This window comes from Devosia sp. (assembly GCF_030689745.1).
Classification (GTDB): domain Bacteria; phylum Pseudomonadota; class Alphaproteobacteria; order Rhizobiales; family Devosiaceae; genus Devosia; species Devosia alba.
Genome location: NZ_JAUYGL010000108.1, coordinates 26818 through 43551, shown reverse-complemented (window position 1 = coordinate 43551; position 16734 = coordinate 26818). Strand labels below are relative to the sequence as shown.

Annotated in this window: 19 protein-coding genes and 1 pseudogene; 12 read left to right on the top strand and 8 right to left on the bottom strand. The window is 61.8% G+C overall.

What is annotated here, in order from left to right:
- Positions 1-324: pseudogene (locus tag Q8O80_RS09330) on the bottom strand (transporter); the annotation flags it as partial.
- A gap of 319 nt (positions 325-643) precedes the next feature.
- Entirely contained in the window at positions 644-1861 is a 1218-nt protein-coding gene (locus tag Q8O80_RS09325) for an NADP-dependent isocitrate dehydrogenase (RefSeq protein ID WP_305579189.1), read from the bottom strand.
- 146 nt (positions 1862-2007) lie between these two features.
- On the opposite strand from Q8O80_RS09325, the gene Q8O80_RS09320 reads away from it, so the two are divergent.
- Positions 2008-2481, top strand: a complete 474-nt coding sequence (locus Q8O80_RS09320) for a MarR family winged helix-turn-helix transcriptional regulator (protein ID WP_305579188.1) — start codon at positions 2008-2010, stop codon at positions 2479-2481.
- Positions 2475-3755 (top strand): beta-ketoacyl-ACP synthase II, encoded by a 1281-nt coding sequence (gene fabF, locus Q8O80_RS09315; RefSeq protein ID WP_305579187.1) that lies wholly within the window; start codon positions 2475-2477, stop codon positions 3753-3755. The genes Q8O80_RS09320 and fabF overlap by 7 nt, the downstream gene beginning before the upstream one ends.
- 11 nt (positions 3756-3766) lie before the next feature.
- Here the strand turns inward: fabF and Q8O80_RS09310 are convergent, their stop codons facing one another.
- Entirely contained in the window at positions 3767-4102 is a 336-nt protein-coding gene (locus Q8O80_RS09310; protein ID WP_305579186.1) for a TfoX/Sxy family protein, read from the bottom strand.
- Positions 4099-4641, bottom strand: coding sequence for a GFA family protein (locus tag Q8O80_RS09305; RefSeq protein ID WP_305579185.1), 543 nt, complete (start codon positions 4639-4641; stop codon positions 4099-4101). The genes Q8O80_RS09310 and Q8O80_RS09305 overlap by 4 nt, the downstream gene beginning before the upstream one ends.
- Here Q8O80_RS09305 and Q8O80_RS09300 point away from each other — a divergent pair.
- From Q8O80_RS09300 to rpsD, 5 genes are all read left to right on the top strand, one after another.
- A complete protein-coding gene (locus tag Q8O80_RS09300) occupies positions 4640-5221 on the top strand; it encodes a GNAT family N-acetyltransferase (RefSeq protein ID WP_305579184.1) in 582 nt (193 codons plus the stop codon). The two genes, Q8O80_RS09305 and Q8O80_RS09300, sit on opposite strands and share 2 nt — an antisense overlap.
- A 126-nt stretch (positions 5222-5347) precedes the next feature.
- Positions 5348-5941 carry a GNAT family N-acetyltransferase gene (locus tag Q8O80_RS09295; RefSeq protein WP_305579183.1) on the top strand — a complete coding sequence of 198 codons (594 nt, stop codon included), beginning with the start codon at positions 5348-5350 and terminating at the stop codon, positions 5939-5941.
- A 55-nt stretch (positions 5942-5996) separates the two neighbouring features.
- Entirely contained in the window at positions 5997-6800 is an 804-nt protein-coding gene (locus tag Q8O80_RS09290; protein ID WP_305579182.1) for an RNA methyltransferase, read from the top strand.
- Positions 6801-6873: 73 nt separating this feature from the next.
- Positions 6874-8112, top strand: coding sequence for an MFS transporter (locus Q8O80_RS09285; RefSeq protein ID WP_305579181.1), 1239 nt, complete (start codon positions 6874-6876; stop codon positions 8110-8112).
- Positions 8113-8283: 171 nt separating this feature from the next.
- Positions 8284-8901 carry a 30S ribosomal protein S4 gene (rpsD, locus tag Q8O80_RS09280; RefSeq protein WP_305579180.1) on the top strand — a complete coding sequence of 206 codons (618 nt, stop codon included), beginning with the start codon at positions 8284-8286 and terminating at the stop codon, positions 8899-8901.
- A 76-nt stretch (positions 8902-8977) separates the two neighbouring features.
- On the opposite strand, the gene sbmA is transcribed toward rpsD, so the two are convergent.
- Entirely contained in the window at positions 8978-10279 is a 1302-nt protein-coding gene (gene sbmA, locus Q8O80_RS09275) for a peptide antibiotic transporter SbmA (protein ID WP_305579179.1), read from the bottom strand.
- A 176-nt stretch (positions 10280-10455) separates the two neighbouring features.
- Here sbmA and ttcA point away from each other — a divergent pair, with 176 nt between their 5' ends.
- From ttcA to Q8O80_RS09250, 5 genes are all read left to right on the top strand, one after another.
- On the top strand, positions 10456-11328 hold the full coding sequence (gene ttcA / locus Q8O80_RS09270) for a tRNA 2-thiocytidine(32) synthetase TtcA (RefSeq protein WP_371136153.1): 873 nt from the start codon (positions 10456-10458) through the stop codon (positions 11326-11328).
- Complete coding sequence (locus Q8O80_RS09265; protein WP_305579177.1) at positions 11325-12143, top strand: inositol monophosphatase family protein; 819 nt, start codon at positions 11325-11327, stop codon at positions 12141-12143. The genes ttcA and Q8O80_RS09265 overlap by 4 nt, the downstream gene beginning before the upstream one ends.
- A gap of 65 nt (positions 12144-12208) precedes the next feature.
- A complete protein-coding gene (locus Q8O80_RS09260) occupies positions 12209-12523 on the top strand; it encodes a helix-turn-helix transcriptional regulator (protein WP_305579176.1) in 315 nt (104 codons plus the stop codon).
- Entirely contained in the window at positions 12520-12861 is a 342-nt protein-coding gene (locus Q8O80_RS09255) for an SRPBCC domain-containing protein (RefSeq protein ID WP_305579175.1), read from the top strand. Before Q8O80_RS09260 ends, Q8O80_RS09255 begins: the two co-directional genes overlap by 4 nt.
- Before the next feature lie 99 nt (positions 12862-12960).
- Entirely contained in the window at positions 12961-13590 is a 630-nt protein-coding gene (locus Q8O80_RS09250) for an ATP-dependent Clp protease proteolytic subunit (RefSeq protein WP_305579174.1), read from the top strand.
- Here Q8O80_RS09250 and Q8O80_RS09245 read toward each other — a convergent pair.
- The 3 genes from Q8O80_RS09245 to grxD all read right to left on the bottom strand — a co-directional run bounded on the left by Q8O80_RS09245 (position 13587) and on the right by grxD (position 16684).
- Entirely contained in the window at positions 13587-14846 is a 1260-nt protein-coding gene (locus Q8O80_RS09245) for a multidrug effflux MFS transporter (protein WP_305579173.1), read from the bottom strand. The two genes, Q8O80_RS09250 and Q8O80_RS09245, sit on opposite strands and share 4 nt — an antisense overlap.
- A gap of 126 nt (positions 14847-14972) precedes the next feature.
- Positions 14973-16190 carry an MFS transporter gene (locus Q8O80_RS09240; RefSeq protein ID WP_305579172.1) on the bottom strand — a complete coding sequence of 406 codons (1218 nt, stop codon included), beginning with the start codon at positions 16188-16190 and terminating at the stop codon, positions 14973-14975.
- Between the two features lie 158 nt (positions 16191-16348).
- Entirely contained in the window at positions 16349-16684 is a 336-nt protein-coding gene (gene grxD / locus Q8O80_RS09235; protein ID WP_305579171.1) for a Grx4 family monothiol glutaredoxin, read from the bottom strand.
- Positions 16685-16734: the final 50 nt, after the last annotated feature.

The following is a 16734-nucleotide window of genomic DNA, read 5'->3' as shown; positions in this document are numbered from 1 at the left end:
ATTGGTGCGCTTGGTGTCCGAGCCGAAGGGATTCTGCACGGTGACAAGGCAACTGGCCATGTCGAGAATGTCGGCCTTGAAGCCGGTATTGTAGTGCACGCGGGCTGGGGTGGTGGATACCGTGCCCGCTACGCCCGGACGAGTCACGTTCTTGTCGATATACACATAGGTGGCGCTGGCCTTGGCGGAAAAGGGCGCCGGATCAAACAGTTGATCCCAATCATAGCCATTGGCTTCAAGCCCGCCGGCATAGGCCACCCCCATCAGCGGCAGGCTGGCTGCCAGCCCGGCCAAGGTACCAATCAGTCGTCGATTCACTCTCATATGACCCTCCTAACCATGAATGGCACGCAATGGCGGCCTGCGTGATGCAGCAGGCAACCGTCTCCCGAGCAAAATGGTGACTATCAAGCCAGCCATTCCTCCTAACGCAAGGGAGTTGACCATTACGTCAACTACTAGCCAATTTGCGGCCATCGTCAATGCATCGGGCCCCCAGCATGCGACGGAGTTGGTGAATGTTGCCCTTGCGCAACGTGGATGTGGCGGCGCAAGCGTGGCCAGCGCGCCACTGGAGCGGTCGTGCGGCGCACAAAAAAGGCGCCTCCGGAGAGGCGCCCTGGCAAGCGGTGCGGCAGATGTCCTAGGACGCCGACATGGCCTTTTGCAGGTTCTGATCGATAGCGTCGAGGAACCCCATGGTGGACAACCACGGCTGATCGGGACCAACGAGCAGGGACAGGTCCTTGGTCATCTTGCCTTCTTCAATGGTGTCGACGGTCACCTTCTCCAGCGTCAGCGCGAACTTGGCCAGCGCTGCATTGTCGTCGAGCTTGGCGCGGTGGGCCAGGCCACGCGTCCAGGCAAAGATTGACGCGGTGGAGTTGGTGGAAGTCTCCTTGCCCTGCTGATGCTGGCGGTAGTGACGGGTCACGGTGCCGTGGGCGGCTTCGGCTTCGACGGTCTTGCCATCGGGGGTAGCCAGCACCGAGGTCATCAGGCCGAGCGAGCCAAAGCCCTGGGCCACGATGTCGGACTGCACGTCGCCATCATAGTTCTTGCAGGCCCAGACATAGCCGCCGGACCATTTCAGCGAGGCCGCGACCATGTCGTCGATCAGGCGGTGCTCGTACCAGATCTTCTTGGCTTCGTACTTTTCCTTGAACTCGGCCTCATAGATCTCCTGGAAGATGTCCTTGAAGCGGCCGTCATAGGCCTTGAGAATGGTGTTCTTGGTCGAGAGGTAGCAGGGAACACCGCGGTCATAGGCGTAGTTCAGCGACGCGTAGGCGAAGTCGCGGATCGAATCGTCAAGGTTGTACATGGCCATGGCCACGCCGGCGCCGGGGGCCTGGTAGACCTCGTGCTCGATGACCTTGCCATCTTCGCCGGTGAACTTGATGGTCAGCGTGCCCTTGCCGGGGAAGCGGAAATCGGTGGCGCGATACTGGTCGCCAAAGGCATGGCGGCCCACGATGATCGGCTGGGTCCAGCCGGGGACCAGGCGCGGCACGTTCTTGCAGATGATCGGCTCGCGGAAGATCACGCCGCCCAGAATGTTGCGGATGGTGCCGTTGGGCGAGCGCCACATCTTCTTGAGGCCGAACTCCTCGACGCGCTGCTCATCGGGGGTGATGGTGGCGCATTTGATACCAACGCCATGCTTCTGGATGGCATGGGCAGCATCAATGGTGATCTGGTCATCGGTGGCGTCCCGGCTCTCGACCGAGAGGTCATAATATTCGATAGGCAGATCGAGATAGGGATGGATGAGTTTGTCCTTGATCGCCTGCCAGATGATCCGGGTCATCTCATCGCCGTCGAGATCGACGACCGGGTTGGCGACTTTGATTTTGCTCATCGAAAATATCTCCTGGAATCCGCATTTTGGCCCATAGGCCGGTTTCGCAGCCCCTATAGCATTGGCTTTGGAAACGCGCAAAGGCGCCGTCCGGCAAGGGGGCATGCCAGTTGACACCGTGCATATGCACGACTACCTGATCAAAAATGAGGAGCGAGTTCGATCTTTGTCTGGTGCTCAATGCCCGCATGGCGGCGCGCGCGGTGACGCGGTTGGCGGATCGCCGCCTGCGGCAGCACGGCATCACGGCGGCGCAGTTCAGCATTTTGACCTTGTTGTGCGATCACCCCGGGCGTTCGGTGACACAGATGGCGAGCGCGCTGGCGATGGATCGCAGCACCCTGTCGCGCAACCTCACCCTGCTCGAGCGCAACGGGTTGGTGAGCACAACCGCAGCAAAACGTGGTAATGGCCGAGTCTGTGCGGTGAGCGAAGCGGGGCGACAGGTGATTGCCGCGGCAATTCCCGAGTGGCGCGAACAGCAGGCACAATTACGTTCCGCGTTGAACGATCCGGAATTTTCGACCGTCATTGCCGCTTTGCAGCAATTGGCGCGACTGCAACAAGATCCCGCGAAAGCCGGGCGCACAAGAACCAAAACAGGAGAGATTGCATGCTGAAGCCAGATCCGTCGGATCCTATCGTTGTCACCGGCATGGGTGTGGTTAGCCCGTTGGGCGTTGGCGTGCCGACCATGTGGAGCCGACTGACTGCTGGCCGCAGCGGCATTGTGCAGAACGATCGCTTCGATACCACCGGCTTTGGTTCAAGCATTGCCGGACTGGTGCCGAGCAAGGCAAACGATCCCAATGGATTTGATCCGGCGGACTTCATTGACGGCAAAGAGATCAAGAAGATGGATCTGTTCATTCAGTACGCCATCGGTGCGGCGCATGAGGCGCTTGAGCAGGCCAATTGGCACCCCACCACGCTGCAGGATCAGCAGGCCACCGCGACCATTATCGGGTCGGGCGTTGGTGGTTCGCCAGTGATGGGCCGGGCTGTGGAAATCATCAACACCAAGGGCGCGCGCCGGCTGTCGCCGTTCACCATTCCCTCGTTCCTGGCCAATCTGGCGGCGGGCTGGTTGTCGATCCTGCACAGTTTCCGTGGCCCGATCGGCACGCCGGTGACGGCGTGTGCCGCTTCGGCCCAGGCTATTGGCGATGGCATGCGGCTGATCATGACCGGTGAAGCCGAAGTGGCGGTGGTTGGCGGGGCCGAGGGCTCGGTCGATCCGATCTCGGTAGGCGGGTTTGCCGCCTCGCGCGCGCTGGCCACCTCGTTCAATGATCGGCCGCAAGAGGCATCGCGGCCATTCGACAAGGGCCATGATGGCTTTGTGCTGGCCGAAGGCTCGGCTGTGCTGGTGATCGAAAAGCTGAGCCACGCCAAGGCGCGCGGCGCGACGCCACTGGCCATTCTGGCCGGCTATGGCACTTCGGCTGACGCCTATCACCTGACCTCGGGTTCGCCTGATGGCGCCGGTGCCCAGGTGGCGATGCGCAACGCGCTGACCATGGCGGGGATTGATCAGTCGCAGATCGGCTATGTGAATGCGCATGCCACATCGACAGCCGTGGGTGACGCTGCAGAGATCGCCGGCCTGTCGGCCGTGTTCACCGGGCGTGGCAAGGATCTGGCGGTATCATCGACCAAGTCCGCCACCGGCCATATGCTGGGCGCCGCCGGGGCGTTTGAGGCGGTGGTGTCGGTGCAGGCGCTGCGCGCGGGCCTGTTACCCCCCACGATCAATCTGACGGATCCGGAAGAGGAAGCCGACAAGTTTGACCTGGTGCCCAATGTGGCCAAGGCCAAGAGCGTTGATTATGTGCTGTCGAACTCGTTCGGCTTTGGCGGGGTCAATGCTGCACTGGTGTTCGGCAAGATCTAGTCGCTGACCGCCTATTTGGGCGGCAAGGTGCTGACAAAGGCGCGGGCGATGGCGATCCATTGAGCAAGGCGATCATCGTCTTCAATGGCATCGCCCGTGACCATTACGAAGCCCGACATGGTGCGGCCGGTGAAATTCATCGGGCTGGCGCCGGGCAATTGCAGCGTTGCTGCATAGGCGGGCTTGCCGCAGCGCACCAGCAGGCTCCCATCCTTGAGTGGACCCACCAGCATATTGCCGTGCCACATGAAGGCGACGCCGCCAAACATCCTGCGCTCGCCGATATGAGGGTCGCCGGCCAGTTGCAGGCGGATGCGGTCTGCCAGTTCTTGCGAGGCCATGCTCATGGCGGGCTCTCCACCCGATAGGTGGTGTGCCGGGGCAGGTGATCGGCAATCAGGTCCCAGGCCTGCTGGCTGCGCGCAAAGATCAGTTGATTGGGCTGGTACCAGCCATTGTTGCCGGCAAAAAAGCCGACCGCAATCATGCGAATGTCGGGGGCGCGCGAGGACTGGCCATAGAGCGGCGTGCCGCATTCCGAACAGAAGTGGCGGGTGAAAACTGCGCCGGAATCACTTGGCCGGGCAAAGGATTTTGGCGCCCCGGTGACGGTCAGGGCGGCCAAGGGCGTCAGCGCCACGGTGGCGTGGCCGGTGCCGGTGGCGCGCTGGCAATCAAGACATGAGCACATGAACATCGACACCACGGGGCCGTTGATGGCCATGGTGATGGCACCGCAGGCGCAGGGGGCGGAGATGTCGATGCTGGGGCGACCGGAATTGCTCATGGGACAAGGCTGACACGCGCCGGGCGGGCCGGCAAGCGGCAGGTTCTTGCCTTTGGCCGTGGCTGGGGCAACAGTGGGTCCGGCCACGAGGGACGGCATGGCGCTCTATCCGAACTATCCATTGCAGACCGAACGCTTGCGATTGCGGCCTTTCACGCGGGGCGATGTCGATGCGGTATTTGCCTATCGGCGGCGCGAGGATGTGGCGCTTTACCTGTTTGACGGGCCGCTCAGCCGGGAGGAATGTGCCCTGGCGGTGCAGCAGCGCATTGGCCAGATTACCCTGGAGGTCGAGGGCGACAAGGTGGTGCTCGGCGTCGAACTGGCGAGCAGCGGGGCACTGATCGGCGAAGTGTCACTGATCTGGCGCAATGTGGACGCGCGGCAGGGCGAAATCGGCTGGATCTTTGACCCCGCCTATCAGGGGCACGGCTACGCCACGGAAGCGGCCAATGCCCTGCTCGATCTGGGATTTGGCCCGGGCGACATGCATCGGATCGCGGCGCGCTGCGACGTTCGCAACATTGCGTCCTGGCGCTTGATGGATCGGCTGGGGATGCGGCGCGAGGCACATTTTCGCGAACATGCGCTGTTCAAGAACCAATGGGATGAGGAGTTTGTCTATGCCATCCTCTGGCAGGAATGGCACAGCCGGCGTGAGGCCTCCGACGGCGGATGATTGTTCGCTAGCAGGGGATGGTGAGGAGCAAGTTATTCCACCGTCCGTCCGGAACCGGCGCCGCAGGTTGACGTTGTCCTGAAAACTCAGACGACGACCATGTCAGTCCATCCAGGGAGCAGCGCCATGTCACCAGCATTGCCTATTGATACCGATCGCCTGGTTCTGCGTCGTTTTGAACGGTCCGACCTGTCGGCCTTGTGTGAGTATCACGTCCTGCCGGCCATGCAGCGCTATACGCTGGGACGGACGCGCGACCGTGATGAGGTGGCTGGGGCGCTCGGCATCATGCGTGGCCAGATCAGCCTGCAACGCCCCGGCGATACGCTGACCCTGGCCATGATCCGCAAGGATGACGAGAAACTGCTTGGCCATGTTTCGCTGCACTGGACCGATTGCACCGCCGGGCAGGGCGAGTTTCGGTTTCTGATCAATCCGGTGCACTCGGGGAACGGTTTTGTTCGTGAGGCGCTGTCGGCGCTGTTTGACCTGGCGTTCGGGCATTATCGCATCCACCGGCTGATGGCGCGCTGCGATGGCCGCAACCACAATTCCATCAAGCTGCTGCAGCAGATGGGATTGCGGCTGGAAGCGCATTATCGTGAGCATGCGCTGTTTCAGGGCGAGTGGGACGAAGAACTGCATTTCGCCATTCTTGATCGCGAATGGCAGCGCTCGAGCAAGGTCGAGGACCTGCCGCCGCGCCACCGCGTCGCCTGATTGCGTCCGGGCGGTAAAACGAGCTATGTGCGCCTGATCTAAAGGATTGGGCGCCATGGCCGGAACGAACTCCTCCATCAAAATCGAGCTGCAGCCATCGCCAGTGGTGATCCTGTGTGAACCCCAGCTGGGCGAAAATATCGGCACGGCGGCGCGGGCCATGGCCAATTTCGGGCTGTGGGAGCTGCGCCTGGTGCGGCCGCGCGATGGTTGGCCCAATGAGAAGGCAATTGCCGCGGCCAAGAAGGCCGACCATGTGATGAACAATGCCACGGTGTTCGAGACCCTTGAGGAAGCGGTCAAGGATCTGACGCTGGTCTATGCCACCACGGCGCGGATGCGCGGCATCCAGAAGGACGTCATCGGCCCCGACGAAGCCGGCAGGCGGATGGCCAGCCATATTGGCGGCGGGCAGAAGGCCGGGCTGCTGTTTGGCCGCGAGAAGTGGGGCCTGCTCAACGAGGAGGTGGCGCTGGCCGACATGATCGTCACCCTGCCGGTCGAGCCCGCCTTTGCCTCACTGAACATTGCCCAGGCCGTGTTGATCCTGGCCTATGAGTGGCGGCGTCAATCGGGGCAGGCCGAGACGCTGCCGTTTGGCAGCCTGCTGCACGAGGTAGCGCCACGCAGCGAGCTGGTGGGGCTGTTCGAGCAGTTGGAGGGCACGCTGGACGAGAGCGGGTTCTTCACCTCGCTCGATAAACGGCCAACGGTGATCGACAATCTGCGCACGGCTCTGACGCGGGGCAATTTCTCGTCGCAGGAAATCCGCACGCTGCGCGGGGTAATCTCCTCGATTGACCGGCGCCACCAGCGGCCAAACCCCAAACGGCTGAAGCCGGCACCCAAGACAGACTGAGAATTGCTGGCGGCGAACGGCTTTCCGGTTTTTGGGCTTTGACGGCAGGCCCGCGCCGTGCACATTCCGCGCCATGAGCACACCAGCCCCATCTGACCGGTCCTATATTGCCTTCAGCTATGTCGGCTTCCGGTTTTTCTGGCTGACAACGCTGCTGGTCAGCTTTGCCGTGCAGATCATGTCGGTATCGATCGCCTGGCAGATCTATGATGTGACCGGCAATGTGCTGCTGCTGGGCCTGGTGGGACTATCGCTGTTCCTGCCGGCGCTGGTGCTGATCCTGGTCACCGGGCTGACTGCGGACCGGTTCAACCGCCGCGGTATCATGGCGGTATGCCTGGGGGTGGAACTGCTCTGCGCGCTGGGGTTTCTGGCTCTGGTCAATGCCGAGGCGCACGAAGTCTGGCCGATTTTTGGCATTCTGATCGTGCTGGGGACGGCGCGGGCGTTCTGGGGCCCGGCGGCGCAGTCATTGGCGCCCAACCTGGTGCCGCCACAGGCATTGTCCAATGCCATTACGGTCAATGCGTCCGCCTGGCAATTTGCCTCCATCATGGGGCCTGCCGCTGGCGGGTTGCTGTATGGCGTGGCGCCGATAGTGGCGTTTGGCACCGCAGGGGCGCTGCTGCTGGTGGCGATGGTCTGTGTGCTGTTGATCCCCCGGCCGGCGCGGCGCGAGTCGCAGCAGGCGACGAGCCTGGACACCATGCTGGCGGGCTTTCGCTATATTTTCTCCAACAAGGTGGTGCTGGGCGCCATTTCGCTGGACATGTTTGCCGTGCTGATGGGCGGGGCGGTAGCGCTGCTGCCGGTCTATGTGAAGGATATTCTGCATGCCGGGCCGCAGGAACTGGGCGCGCTGCGAGCGGCGCCGGGAATTGGCGCGATCGTGATGGCAGTGTATCTGACGCGCTTCCCGATCCGCGACAATGCGGGCAAGGTTCTGTTCCTGTTTGTCGGCCTGTTCGGCGTGTTCACCGTGGTGTTCGGATTGTCGACCACGGTGTGGATTTCCATTCCGGCGCTGGTGCTGGTGGGCGCCGCCGATATGGTGAGTGTCACCATTCGCGAGACCATCATGCAGTTGTGGACGCCCGAGGCGGTGCGTGGCCGCGTCAATGCCGTCAATTCGGTGTTTGTCGGGGCCTCCAACGAGCTGGGCGAGTTTCGAGCGGGGACGGTGGCCCATTTCATCGGGCCGGTCGCGGCAGTGGTGGTGGGCGGGTTTGGCGCCGTTGCCATTGCAGTGATCTGGAGCCGGGCGTTTCCCGGGCTGCGCAATCAGCGCACGCTGGACAAGAAAATGGCTTAAAGCCCCGTCCGGCTTGACTCCAGACCATCCCGAGTCTATCACCCGCGCACCTATAGAGACCGCAAGGTCCTTAGGCGCACCCGGGATCTCCTAACATAATTGGGGTCTGTCGGTCACTCGCGAGGGTGACAGAGGAGGGCGCGATCCATTCAACTATTAGAAGGATACGCGATGTCGAAGCGTCATTCAGCCAAGTACAAAATTGATCGCCGTCTTGGCGAAAACATCTGGGGTCGTCCGAAGTCCCCGCTCAACGCCCGTGCCTATGGCCCCGGCCAGCATGGTCAGCGCCGCAAGGGCAAGCTCTCGGACTACGGTCTGCAGCTCCGCGCCAAGCAGAAGCTGAAGGGCTATTATGGTTCGGTCACGGAAAAGGCGTTCAAGCGCCTCTACACCGAAGCTGCCCGCGTCAAGGGCGACACCGGCGAGAACCTGATCGGCCTGCTCGAGCGCCGTCTGGACGCGGTCGTGTATCGCGCCAAGTTCGTGCCGACCGTGTTTGCTGCGCGCCAGTTCGTGTCGCATGGCCACATCCTGGTCAACGGCAAGCGCGTCAACATTCCGTCCTACCAGGTTCAGATCGGCGACAAGATCGAAGTGCGTGACCGCTCCAAGCAGCTCACCGTGTTGATCGAAGCCACCCAGCTGGCCGAACGCGATGTGCCTGATTATGTCGATGTCGACCACAACAAGATGACCGCGACCTTCGTGCGCGTTCCCGCACTGTCGGATGTGCCCTATCCGGTGCAGATGGAACCAAACCTGGTCGTCGAATTCTACTCGCGCTAAGCGACGCAGAATCCCAGAATTGGAAAGGGCCGCTCCTCAGGGAGCGGCCCTTTTTGTTTTGCCGAATTGGCCAGTTCTAGAACTGGGCCGGCTGACGGGGAAGGTCGTCGCTGGTCGGGACTTCGGCCAGAGACTGCAGGAAGATCGGGTCGTCATAGTCATTGGCGGCAATGGCGTCAGGCGGGATATTGTTCTCGAAGGCCCGCAGACGCTTGAACACGGAAATCAGCGAGATGATCGTGGTCCAGGAACTGGCAAGGAATTTGAACGAGTCCTCGACCTGGCCGAAGGCATTGCTGACCTGCTGGAACAGGCCGAGCGTCAGCGCGCCGGCAACGATGGAGGGTCCCATGGCGATCAGTGGGACGAAATTGGAGCCCTGCAGATAGGCGTATCGGGCGATGTTGAAATAGAGATAGTGCCGGTACAGCCGAAAGTAGTTGGTTTGCATGTTGATGAACAACTGCCGCAGGGTCACCGGTTCAGCACGCTCCCCACTGTCCTCGCCATAGACCAGTTCCTTGCGGAAAGCGGCTTCGACCTTCTGGTTTTCGAACTCAAGTCCGGGCAGCTTCCAGCCGACCGCCGCCAGAAGCACAGTACCGAAGGCCGACGACACCAGGGCGACCCAGACCAGACTGCCATTGACCGCGCCGAAGAATGGCAATTCGGTAATATTGCTGGACAGTTCCCAGAGCAGGGGCAGGAAGACAATCAGCGTCATCACCGACGCCACCAGCGACACAGCCAAGCCCTCAACGATGTTGGCAAAACGCTGGGTATCTTCCTGGACACGCTGGGAGGCGCCTTCGATGTGGCGCAGGTGCTGCCAGTGGCTGAGATAGAAGAAGCTCATTGCCCGGCGCCAGCGGAACAGGAAATGGGCAATGAAGAAGGCATTGAGCACCAGCACCGTGATGTTGGGGATCAATACGTAAGCGACCGTCCAGATCTCACCCAGGAACTGATCAAGTGTCACTGTGCCGGGGGTGGTCAGGGCGGATTGGATCAGGTTGTAGAACGAGCCGTACCAGTCATTGAGCCAGGCGCTGATCTGAACATTGAAGTACACCACCTCGATAATGGTGACACTGCCCACAATTGACCACCAGTACCAGCGACGATTGCCGCCGATCCAGTACCAGGGAACGCAGAACAGGTAGCCGCTGAGCAGCACGTACTGATAGAGCCACACCTTGTCGGGCGAAAAAAACGGCGCCGGGTCGGCTTCGCTAGGTGCGATACCCAGCCAGGGGCCCAGGCTGAGCCCGGACTGGAGCTGTGGTCCAATGGTGTACCAGGCCACCATAACCAGCGCGACCCAGCACAGGGCGGCGGTAAAAAACAAACGAGGATTGGGAAAGAATGAGCGAAACACCGCGTGACTCCTGGGTGTCCAAAGATGGGCTATCTAGCCGTGGCAATTGGATTAGCACAAGCCGAAGAAGTTAAGCTTTGGTAAGGTTGGCCGCCTGCGCGGACCCTTCCCCTTTGCGCGTGGGGGCGCTATCAGCGGGAGCGGTATAAAAAAGAGAGTTCCATATGAGTGAGGGCATGATGCGCGCTGCTGTAGCGCCGCTGATCGATGCGACCGATGAAACCGATTCGGGCGCGCATCCGATCTATGCGCATGCGCCGCGCTCGGTGGAGTTCAACAAGCTGCGCAAGCGGTTGATCCGGCAGACGCGCGAGGCGCTGGAAAAATTCGCCATGGTGCGGGCGGGCGAAAAATGGCTGGTGGCGCTGTCGGGCGGCAAGGACAGCTACGGGTTGCTGGCGCTGCTGCTGGATCTGAAGTGGCGCGGCCTGCTGCCGGTGGAACTGCTGGTGTGCAATCTCGACCAGGGACAGCCGAATTTCCCCAAGCATATCCTGCCCGAATTCCTCACCGGGATCGGGGTGGCGCACCGCATCGAATACAAGGACACCTATTCGATCGTCACCAGCAAGCTGCCGGCCGGGGCGACCTATTGCTCGCTGTGCAGCCGGCTGCGGCGCGGCAATCTCTATCGCATCGCGCGCGAGGAGGGCTGCGCCGCGCTGGTGCTGGGGCATCACCGCGATGACAGTCTCGAAACCTTTTTCATGAACCTGTTTCATGGTGGCAAGCTGGCGGCGATGCCGCCACGGCTGCTCAATGATGAGGGCGATATCGAGGTGTTGCGACCGCTGATCTATTGTGGCGAAGAGGATCTGCAGCGGTTCTCCGACGCAATGGCGTTTCCGATCATCCCCTGTGATCTGTGCGGCAGCCAGGACGGGCTGGAGCGCAATGCGATGAAGGCCATGCTCGCCGATATCGAAAAACGCATGCCCGGCCGCAAGGATGTGATGATCCGGGCGATGGGCAATATCAATGCCAGCCACATGCTCGATACCAAGCTGTTTGATTTCAATGCGTTATTTGACAAGAGGACCGCATCTTGAACTTTGACGTAGTGGCACTGGCCAATATCCTGCGTGACGCCGCCCGGGCCGAGGCCCTGCCGCGCTTCCGGCGGCTGGATGCCTCCATGGTGACGACCAAGAGCGAAGCCATCGACCTGGTCACCGAAGCGGATGTGGCGACCGAAGAGGCCATCAAGATGGCGATGGCGCGGTTCATGCCCGCGGCGCTGTTTGTTGGCGAGGAATCGGTGGCGGCCGATCCGGTGCTGCTCGGGCGGCTGGCGGATGCCGAACTGGCCGTGGTGATCGATCCGATTGACGGTACGGCCAATTACGCCGCCGGGCTGCCGCTGTTTGCCACCATGGCAGCGGTGGTGTCGAAGGGCGAAACCGTTGCCGGGATCATCTACGATCCGATGGGCGATGACTGGATGATGGCCGAGAAGGGCTCGGGCGCCTGGTTGCGCCGGCCCGACGGGGAAGCGGTGCGGCTGTCGGTTGCCGCGCCGCTGCCGCTGGCCGAGATGGTGGGCTGTGCGTCAGTGTCGTATCTGCCGGTCAACAACCGCGCCCAGGTGCTGGCCAATCTGGCAAAGGTGCGTGTTGTCTCCAATTTCCGCTGTGCCGGGCATGAGTATCGCACGCTGGTATCGGGCCATTCGCAGTTCAGCTGCTGGAACAAGCTGATGCCATGGGACCATCTGGGCGGGGTGCTGATGAGCCAGGAAGCCGGGGCCCATGCTGCGCGGCTCGATGGGTTGCCCTATCTGCCGCACCATGCCGATGGCGGGCTGCTGGTCAGCATTGATCGCGACAGCTGGGACGAATTGCGGCGCGAAGTCTTCAGCTTCTAGGCGGGTTTGTCGGCGCTGCAGGCAGGGGCTTGCGGAATCACATAAGTCTGTGCTTATGTGAGCGCATGAGCGATACCGATATTTTCAAGGTTCTGGCTGATCCGACCCGCCGCGCCGTGCTGGAGCGGCTGGCCGACGACGAGTTGACGGCCACGCAATTGCGCGAGGGTTTTGCCATCAGCCAACCGGCGATGAGCCAGCATCTGGCGGTGTTGCGCGGGGCCGGGCTGATCAGCGAGCGCCGCGAGGGGCGCTTTGCCCATTACCGCGTGGCGCCAGACGGATTGGCGCCGCTGCACGCGTGGATTGCCCGCTATCGTGCCTTCTGGCCCAGCCGGATCGACAATCTCAAAGACCTGCTCAAGGAGATGGATCAATGACGTCAGACGTGGATGAGCTGGTCTTTGAGTGCAGTCTGGACGCGCCGCCGGAACAGGTCTGGCGGGCGCTGACCATTCCGGAATATCTGGCGCGTTGGCTCCAGCCAGCCGAGGATGTCGAGCTGGCGCTGGTCCGGGTCGACGAAAACAAGAGCCTGACCTATCGCTGGCGCGAGAGCGGGCAGGGCGCGGCGCTCAGCAGCGGGGATAGCCTGGTGACGTTTGAGCTGACTCCGACCCTGGATGGCGGCACCTGGTTCAGGCTGACGCATGTACCCCTAGCGGTGCCCGCGGCGGCCAATGGTAATCAGGCCGGGCCGATGATGCTGGCGGCCTAGCGCGCCGAAAGCTGCCCAACCCCCTCCCTGACCCTCCCCGCAAGGGGGAGGGTGATGACTGATAAATCGACCAACAAATCAACGAACAGGAGTTCGCCGATGCGCGACATGATGCAACTCGTCCCTATGGTGGTGGAACAATCGAGCCGCGGGGAGCGATCATTTGATATCTACTCGCGGCTGTTGCGTGAGCGGATCATCTTTCTCAATGGCGAGATCGAGGACAATATGGCGGCTCTGATCTGCGCGCAGCTGCTGTTTCTGGAGTCCGAAAATCCCGGCAAGGAAATCTCGCTCTACATCAATTCTCCCGGCGGGGCCGTGACGGCGGCGCTGGCCATGTATGACACCATGCAGTTCATCAAGGCGCCGGTGGGCACGCTGTGCATGGGCATGGCAATGTCGGCGGGCTCGTTCCTGCTGATGGCCGGTGAGCCGGGGAGTCGGGTTTGCCTGCCCAATGCCTCGATCATGCTGCATCAGCCGAGCGGGGGCTTTCAGGGCAAGGTCACCGATATCATGCTGCATGCAGCAGAAAGCGAGCGGCTGAAACGGCGCATGCACGGGCTCTATGCCAAGCATTGCGGGCGCACTTATGAAGAGGTGGAAGCCGCGCTGGAACGCGACAATTTCATGACGCCCGAGCAGGCCCGCGACTGGGGGCTGGTGGACCACGTCTATCGCGACCGTGGAGACATCGAGGCGCTGTCGCGCCCCGATGCTGGTTAGTGTGCGCTGCCGAGCGCGGCCGCTTCGTCGTCCTGGGCATATTGCTCGCCGACACCGAACAGGCGGCCGTTTTCGGCGATCAGGATGAAGATCAGCGACAGAATACCCATGCCGGCGTAGCCGACGGCCACGGGGATGGTGGTGTTGTTGAACAACTGGCCGATATAGCCGCCAATCACCGCACCGCCGACAGTCTGGATGAAGCCGAATACGGCTGATGCCGAACCGGCAACGGCGCCAAGCGGCTCCATGGACAGCGAGTTCATGTTCGAGGCGGCCCAGCCGAAGCTGAACATGATCACCGCCAGCAGGGAGAAGAACAACCATAGCGGCAGGAATCCGATCAGGGCAAAGCCCAGCCAGACGATGCTGAAGCCGGTGAAGCACAGCATGGCGCCATGCGACAGGCGGCGCATGCCGTAGCGCCGCACAATGCGCGAATTGGTGAATGAGGAGACCGACATCAGGCCCGCCATGGCGGCGAAGGCCACGGGGAAATATTCGCCCAGGCCGTAAATGTCGACATAGATCTGCTGGGACGAGCTGATGAAGCCGAACAGGGCGCCAAACAGGAAGGTGCCGGCCAGGCCATAGGAAATGGCCATGCGATTGGTGAAGACAATGCGGAAGCCCTCGATAATCCCCTTGAAGGTCAGTGGGCGACGCTTGTCCAGAGGCAGGGTTTCGGGCAGCCGGAAGAAGGTCCACAGCCAGGAGGCGGAGGCCAAAAGCGCCATGAAAATGAAGATGGTCTGCCAGGGGCCGGTCAACAGCAGCACCTGACCGATGCCAGGCGCAATGATGGGGACAGCCATGAAGACCATGAAGGTCAATGACATGACCTCAGCCATCTCGCGGCCGGCATAGCGATCGCGCACGGCGGAGGTGACAATGACGCGCACGCTGGCGGCGCCGAGACCCTGGATGAAGCGCAGAACCAGTAGCGTGGTGAAATTGGGGGCAAAGACTGCGATAAAGGCGGCAATGACATAGATGCCCATGCCCACCAGCAAGGGAGCACGGCGGCCGAAACGGTCGCTGAGCGGGCCGAACACCAGTTGGGCCGTGCCCATGCCGATCATGAAGGCGGTGATGACGAACTGCCGCTCGTTCTCGCTGGTGACGCCCAGGGCCTCGCCCATATAGGGCAGAGCCGGCAGCATGACATCAATGGCCAGCGCATTGAGGGCCATCAATGCCGCCATCAGGGCAATGAATTCGGGGCGCGAGAGAACCCGCGTGAAATGATTGGTCATGAAAGAGTCTCAGAAAAGCCGCCGCAGAAATGCCGGCGCTGGAATTGAGGGCGGACCATGAACCTGCTGGCGGGATTTGGCAAGGCTACATCGTCGAAAAACGATGGTTGCCTGGCGCAGTATTTCTCAAGCGGGCTGGAGCGAAAAGCTGGGCGCTGCGCGCTCATTGATGGGCAGGTGCACCGCCGCTGAGGCGAGGCCGAGCATGATGCCCAGATACCAGACCAGACTGTAGGATCCGGTCACATCAAAGACGTAGCCGCCGAGCCAGACGCCGACAAATGAGCCGAGCTGGTGGCTGAAAAAGGCGATGCCATAGAGCATGCCGAGATAGCGGGCGCCAAAGAACATGGCCACCAGCCCGGCCGTCAGTGGCACGGTGGACAGCCAGAGCACGCCCATGGCAGCGGCGAAGGTATAGGCGGTGAGCTCGCTGACCGGAAAGATCAGGAACAGGCCAATGGCAACGGCGCGCAGGAAGTAGATGGCCGCCAGCAGCAATTGCTTGGGCAGGCGACCGCCGAGATAGCCCGAGAGCAGCGAGCCGACAATATTGAACAGGCCGATCACGGCAATGGTCCAGCTACCCACAGATGGCGACAGGCCGCACTGCACCAGATAGGCGGGCATGTGCACATTGATGAAGGCCAAATGGAAGCCACAGACGAAAAAGCCCACGACCAGCAGGCGGTAGGAGCCGTGACCCCAGGCCTGGGACAGGGTTTGCATGAATGGCAGGTCGGCTTGACCGACGGGATTTTCGGTGCGGCCGCGCAGGGCATAGCTGAGGGGGATGATCAGCAGCAGTGCCATGCCCAGATAGAGCAGGGCCGACTGCCAGCCGAAGGCGTTGATGAAGCCCTGGCTGATGGGGGCAAAGGCAAACTGGCCGAAGGAGGAGGCCGCCGTGGCGACGCCGAAGATCAGCGAGCGCTTTTCCGGTGGCACGGCGCGACCAAAGGCTGCCATTACCACGCTGAACGAGGAAATGGCGATGCCAACGCCGGTGATGATGCCGGCAGTGACGGCCAGCACGCCGGCGGTGGGAGACACGCGCATCAGCAGCACACCGAGCGCGTAGATCGCGGCACCGACGGCGATGGTACGCCCGGTGCCGACGCGATCGGCATAGGCGCCGGCAAAGGGCTGGGCGATGCCCCAGGCCAGGTTCTGGATGGCCATGGCCATGCCCCAGCCTTCGCGCGACATGTCCAGATCTGCCGTCATGGGCAGGGTGAACAGGCCGAAGCTGGTGCGCACGCCATTGCCGATGGCCGCCACGGCGCAGCCGGCAATGATCAGCACGAGCAGGGGAACCACTGGGCGGAGGGCGGACGAGTTCATGGCGCGCGTTCTCTGAGTAAGACTCAGCTTTTACGCCGGCGCCGTGATTGGGCAAAGCGACAAAACAGAATGGGCGTTATCAGCTTTGGTGATGGGCAGTGCGCAAAGAAAAACGCCGGACCCCAGGGTCCGGCGCTTGATCGATTGGGCAATGGCGATCAGGCGGTCTGCTTGACCGGGATGCCAGCGGCTTCCATGTGGGCCTGCAATTCACCGGCCTGGAACATTTCGCGGACGATGTCGGCGCCGCCGACGAATTCGCCCTTCACATAGAGCTGGGGGATGGTTGGCCAATTAGTATAGGCCTTGATGCCGTCGCGCAGTTCAGCGCTGTCGAGCACGTTGGCGCTGTCATAGGTGACGCCGAGATAGCCCAAAATCTGGACGACCTGGCCGGAAAAGCCGCATTGCGGAAAGTCCGGCGACCCCTTCATGAACAGGAAGACGTCGTTGTTCTTCACCTTTTCATCGATGAAAGCGTTGATATCGGTCATTGCAGCAGCCTTTCGTGAGCCAAGGGCGGGCCAGAAAATTGTTAGCCCAC

Excerpts from the sequence above, each read along its gene's own strand:
- Q8O80_RS09295 (WP_305579183.1), top strand. The coding sequence starts at position 5,348 with ATGTCACCAGCATTGCCTATTGATACCGATCGCCTGGTTCTGCGTCGT.
- Q8O80_RS09260 (WP_305579176.1), top strand. The coding sequence starts at position 12,209 with ATGAGCGATACCGATATTTTCAAGGTTCTGGCTGATCCGACCCGCCGC.
- Q8O80_RS09250 (WP_305579174.1), top strand. The coding sequence starts at position 12,961 with ATGCGCGACATGATGCAACTCGTCCCTATGGTGGTGGAACAATCGAGC.
- Q8O80_RS09285 (WP_305579181.1), top strand. The coding sequence starts at position 6,874 with ATGAGCACACCAGCCCCATCTGACCGGTCCTATATTGCCTTCAGCTAT.
- Q8O80_RS09320 (WP_305579188.1), top strand. The coding sequence starts at position 2,008 with ATGAGGAGCGAGTTCGATCTTTGTCTGGTGCTCAATGCCCGCATGGCG.
- fabF (WP_305579187.1), top strand. The coding sequence starts at position 2,475 with ATGCTGAAGCCAGATCCGTCGGATCCTATCGTTGTCACCGGCATGGGT.
- ttcA (WP_371136153.1), top strand. The coding sequence starts at position 10,456 with ATGATGCGCGCTGCTGTAGCGCCGCTGATCGATGCGACCGATGAAACC.
- Q8O80_RS09240 (WP_305579172.1), bottom strand. The coding sequence starts at position 16,190 with ATGAACTCGTCCGCCCTCCGCCCAGTGGTTCCCCTGCTCGTGCTGATC.
- Q8O80_RS09300 (WP_305579184.1), top strand. The coding sequence starts at position 4,640 with ATGGCGCTCTATCCGAACTATCCATTGCAGACCGAACGCTTGCGATTG.
- grxD (WP_305579171.1), bottom strand. The coding sequence starts at position 16,684 with ATGACCGATATCAACGCTTTCATCGATGAAAAGGTGAAGAACAACGAC.
- Q8O80_RS09310 (WP_305579186.1), bottom strand. The coding sequence starts at position 4,102 with ATGAGCATGGCCTCGCAAGAACTGGCAGACCGCATCCGCCTGCAACTG.
- rpsD (WP_305579180.1), top strand. The coding sequence starts at position 8,284 with ATGTCGAAGCGTCATTCAGCCAAGTACAAAATTGATCGCCGTCTTGGC.
- Q8O80_RS09325 (WP_305579189.1), bottom strand. The coding sequence starts at position 1,861 with ATGAGCAAAATCAAAGTCGCCAACCCGGTCGTCGATCTCGACGGCGAT.
- Q8O80_RS09255 (WP_305579175.1), top strand. The coding sequence starts at position 12,520 with ATGACGTCAGACGTGGATGAGCTGGTCTTTGAGTGCAGTCTGGACGCG.
- Q8O80_RS09305 (WP_305579185.1), bottom strand. The coding sequence starts at position 4,641 with ATGCCGTCCCTCGTGGCCGGACCCACTGTTGCCCCAGCCACGGCCAAA.
- Q8O80_RS09245 (WP_305579173.1), bottom strand. The coding sequence starts at position 14,846 with ATGACCAATCATTTCACGCGGGTTCTCTCGCGCCCCGAATTCATTGCC.
- Q8O80_RS09290 (WP_305579182.1), top strand. The coding sequence starts at position 5,997 with ATGGCCGGAACGAACTCCTCCATCAAAATCGAGCTGCAGCCATCGCCA.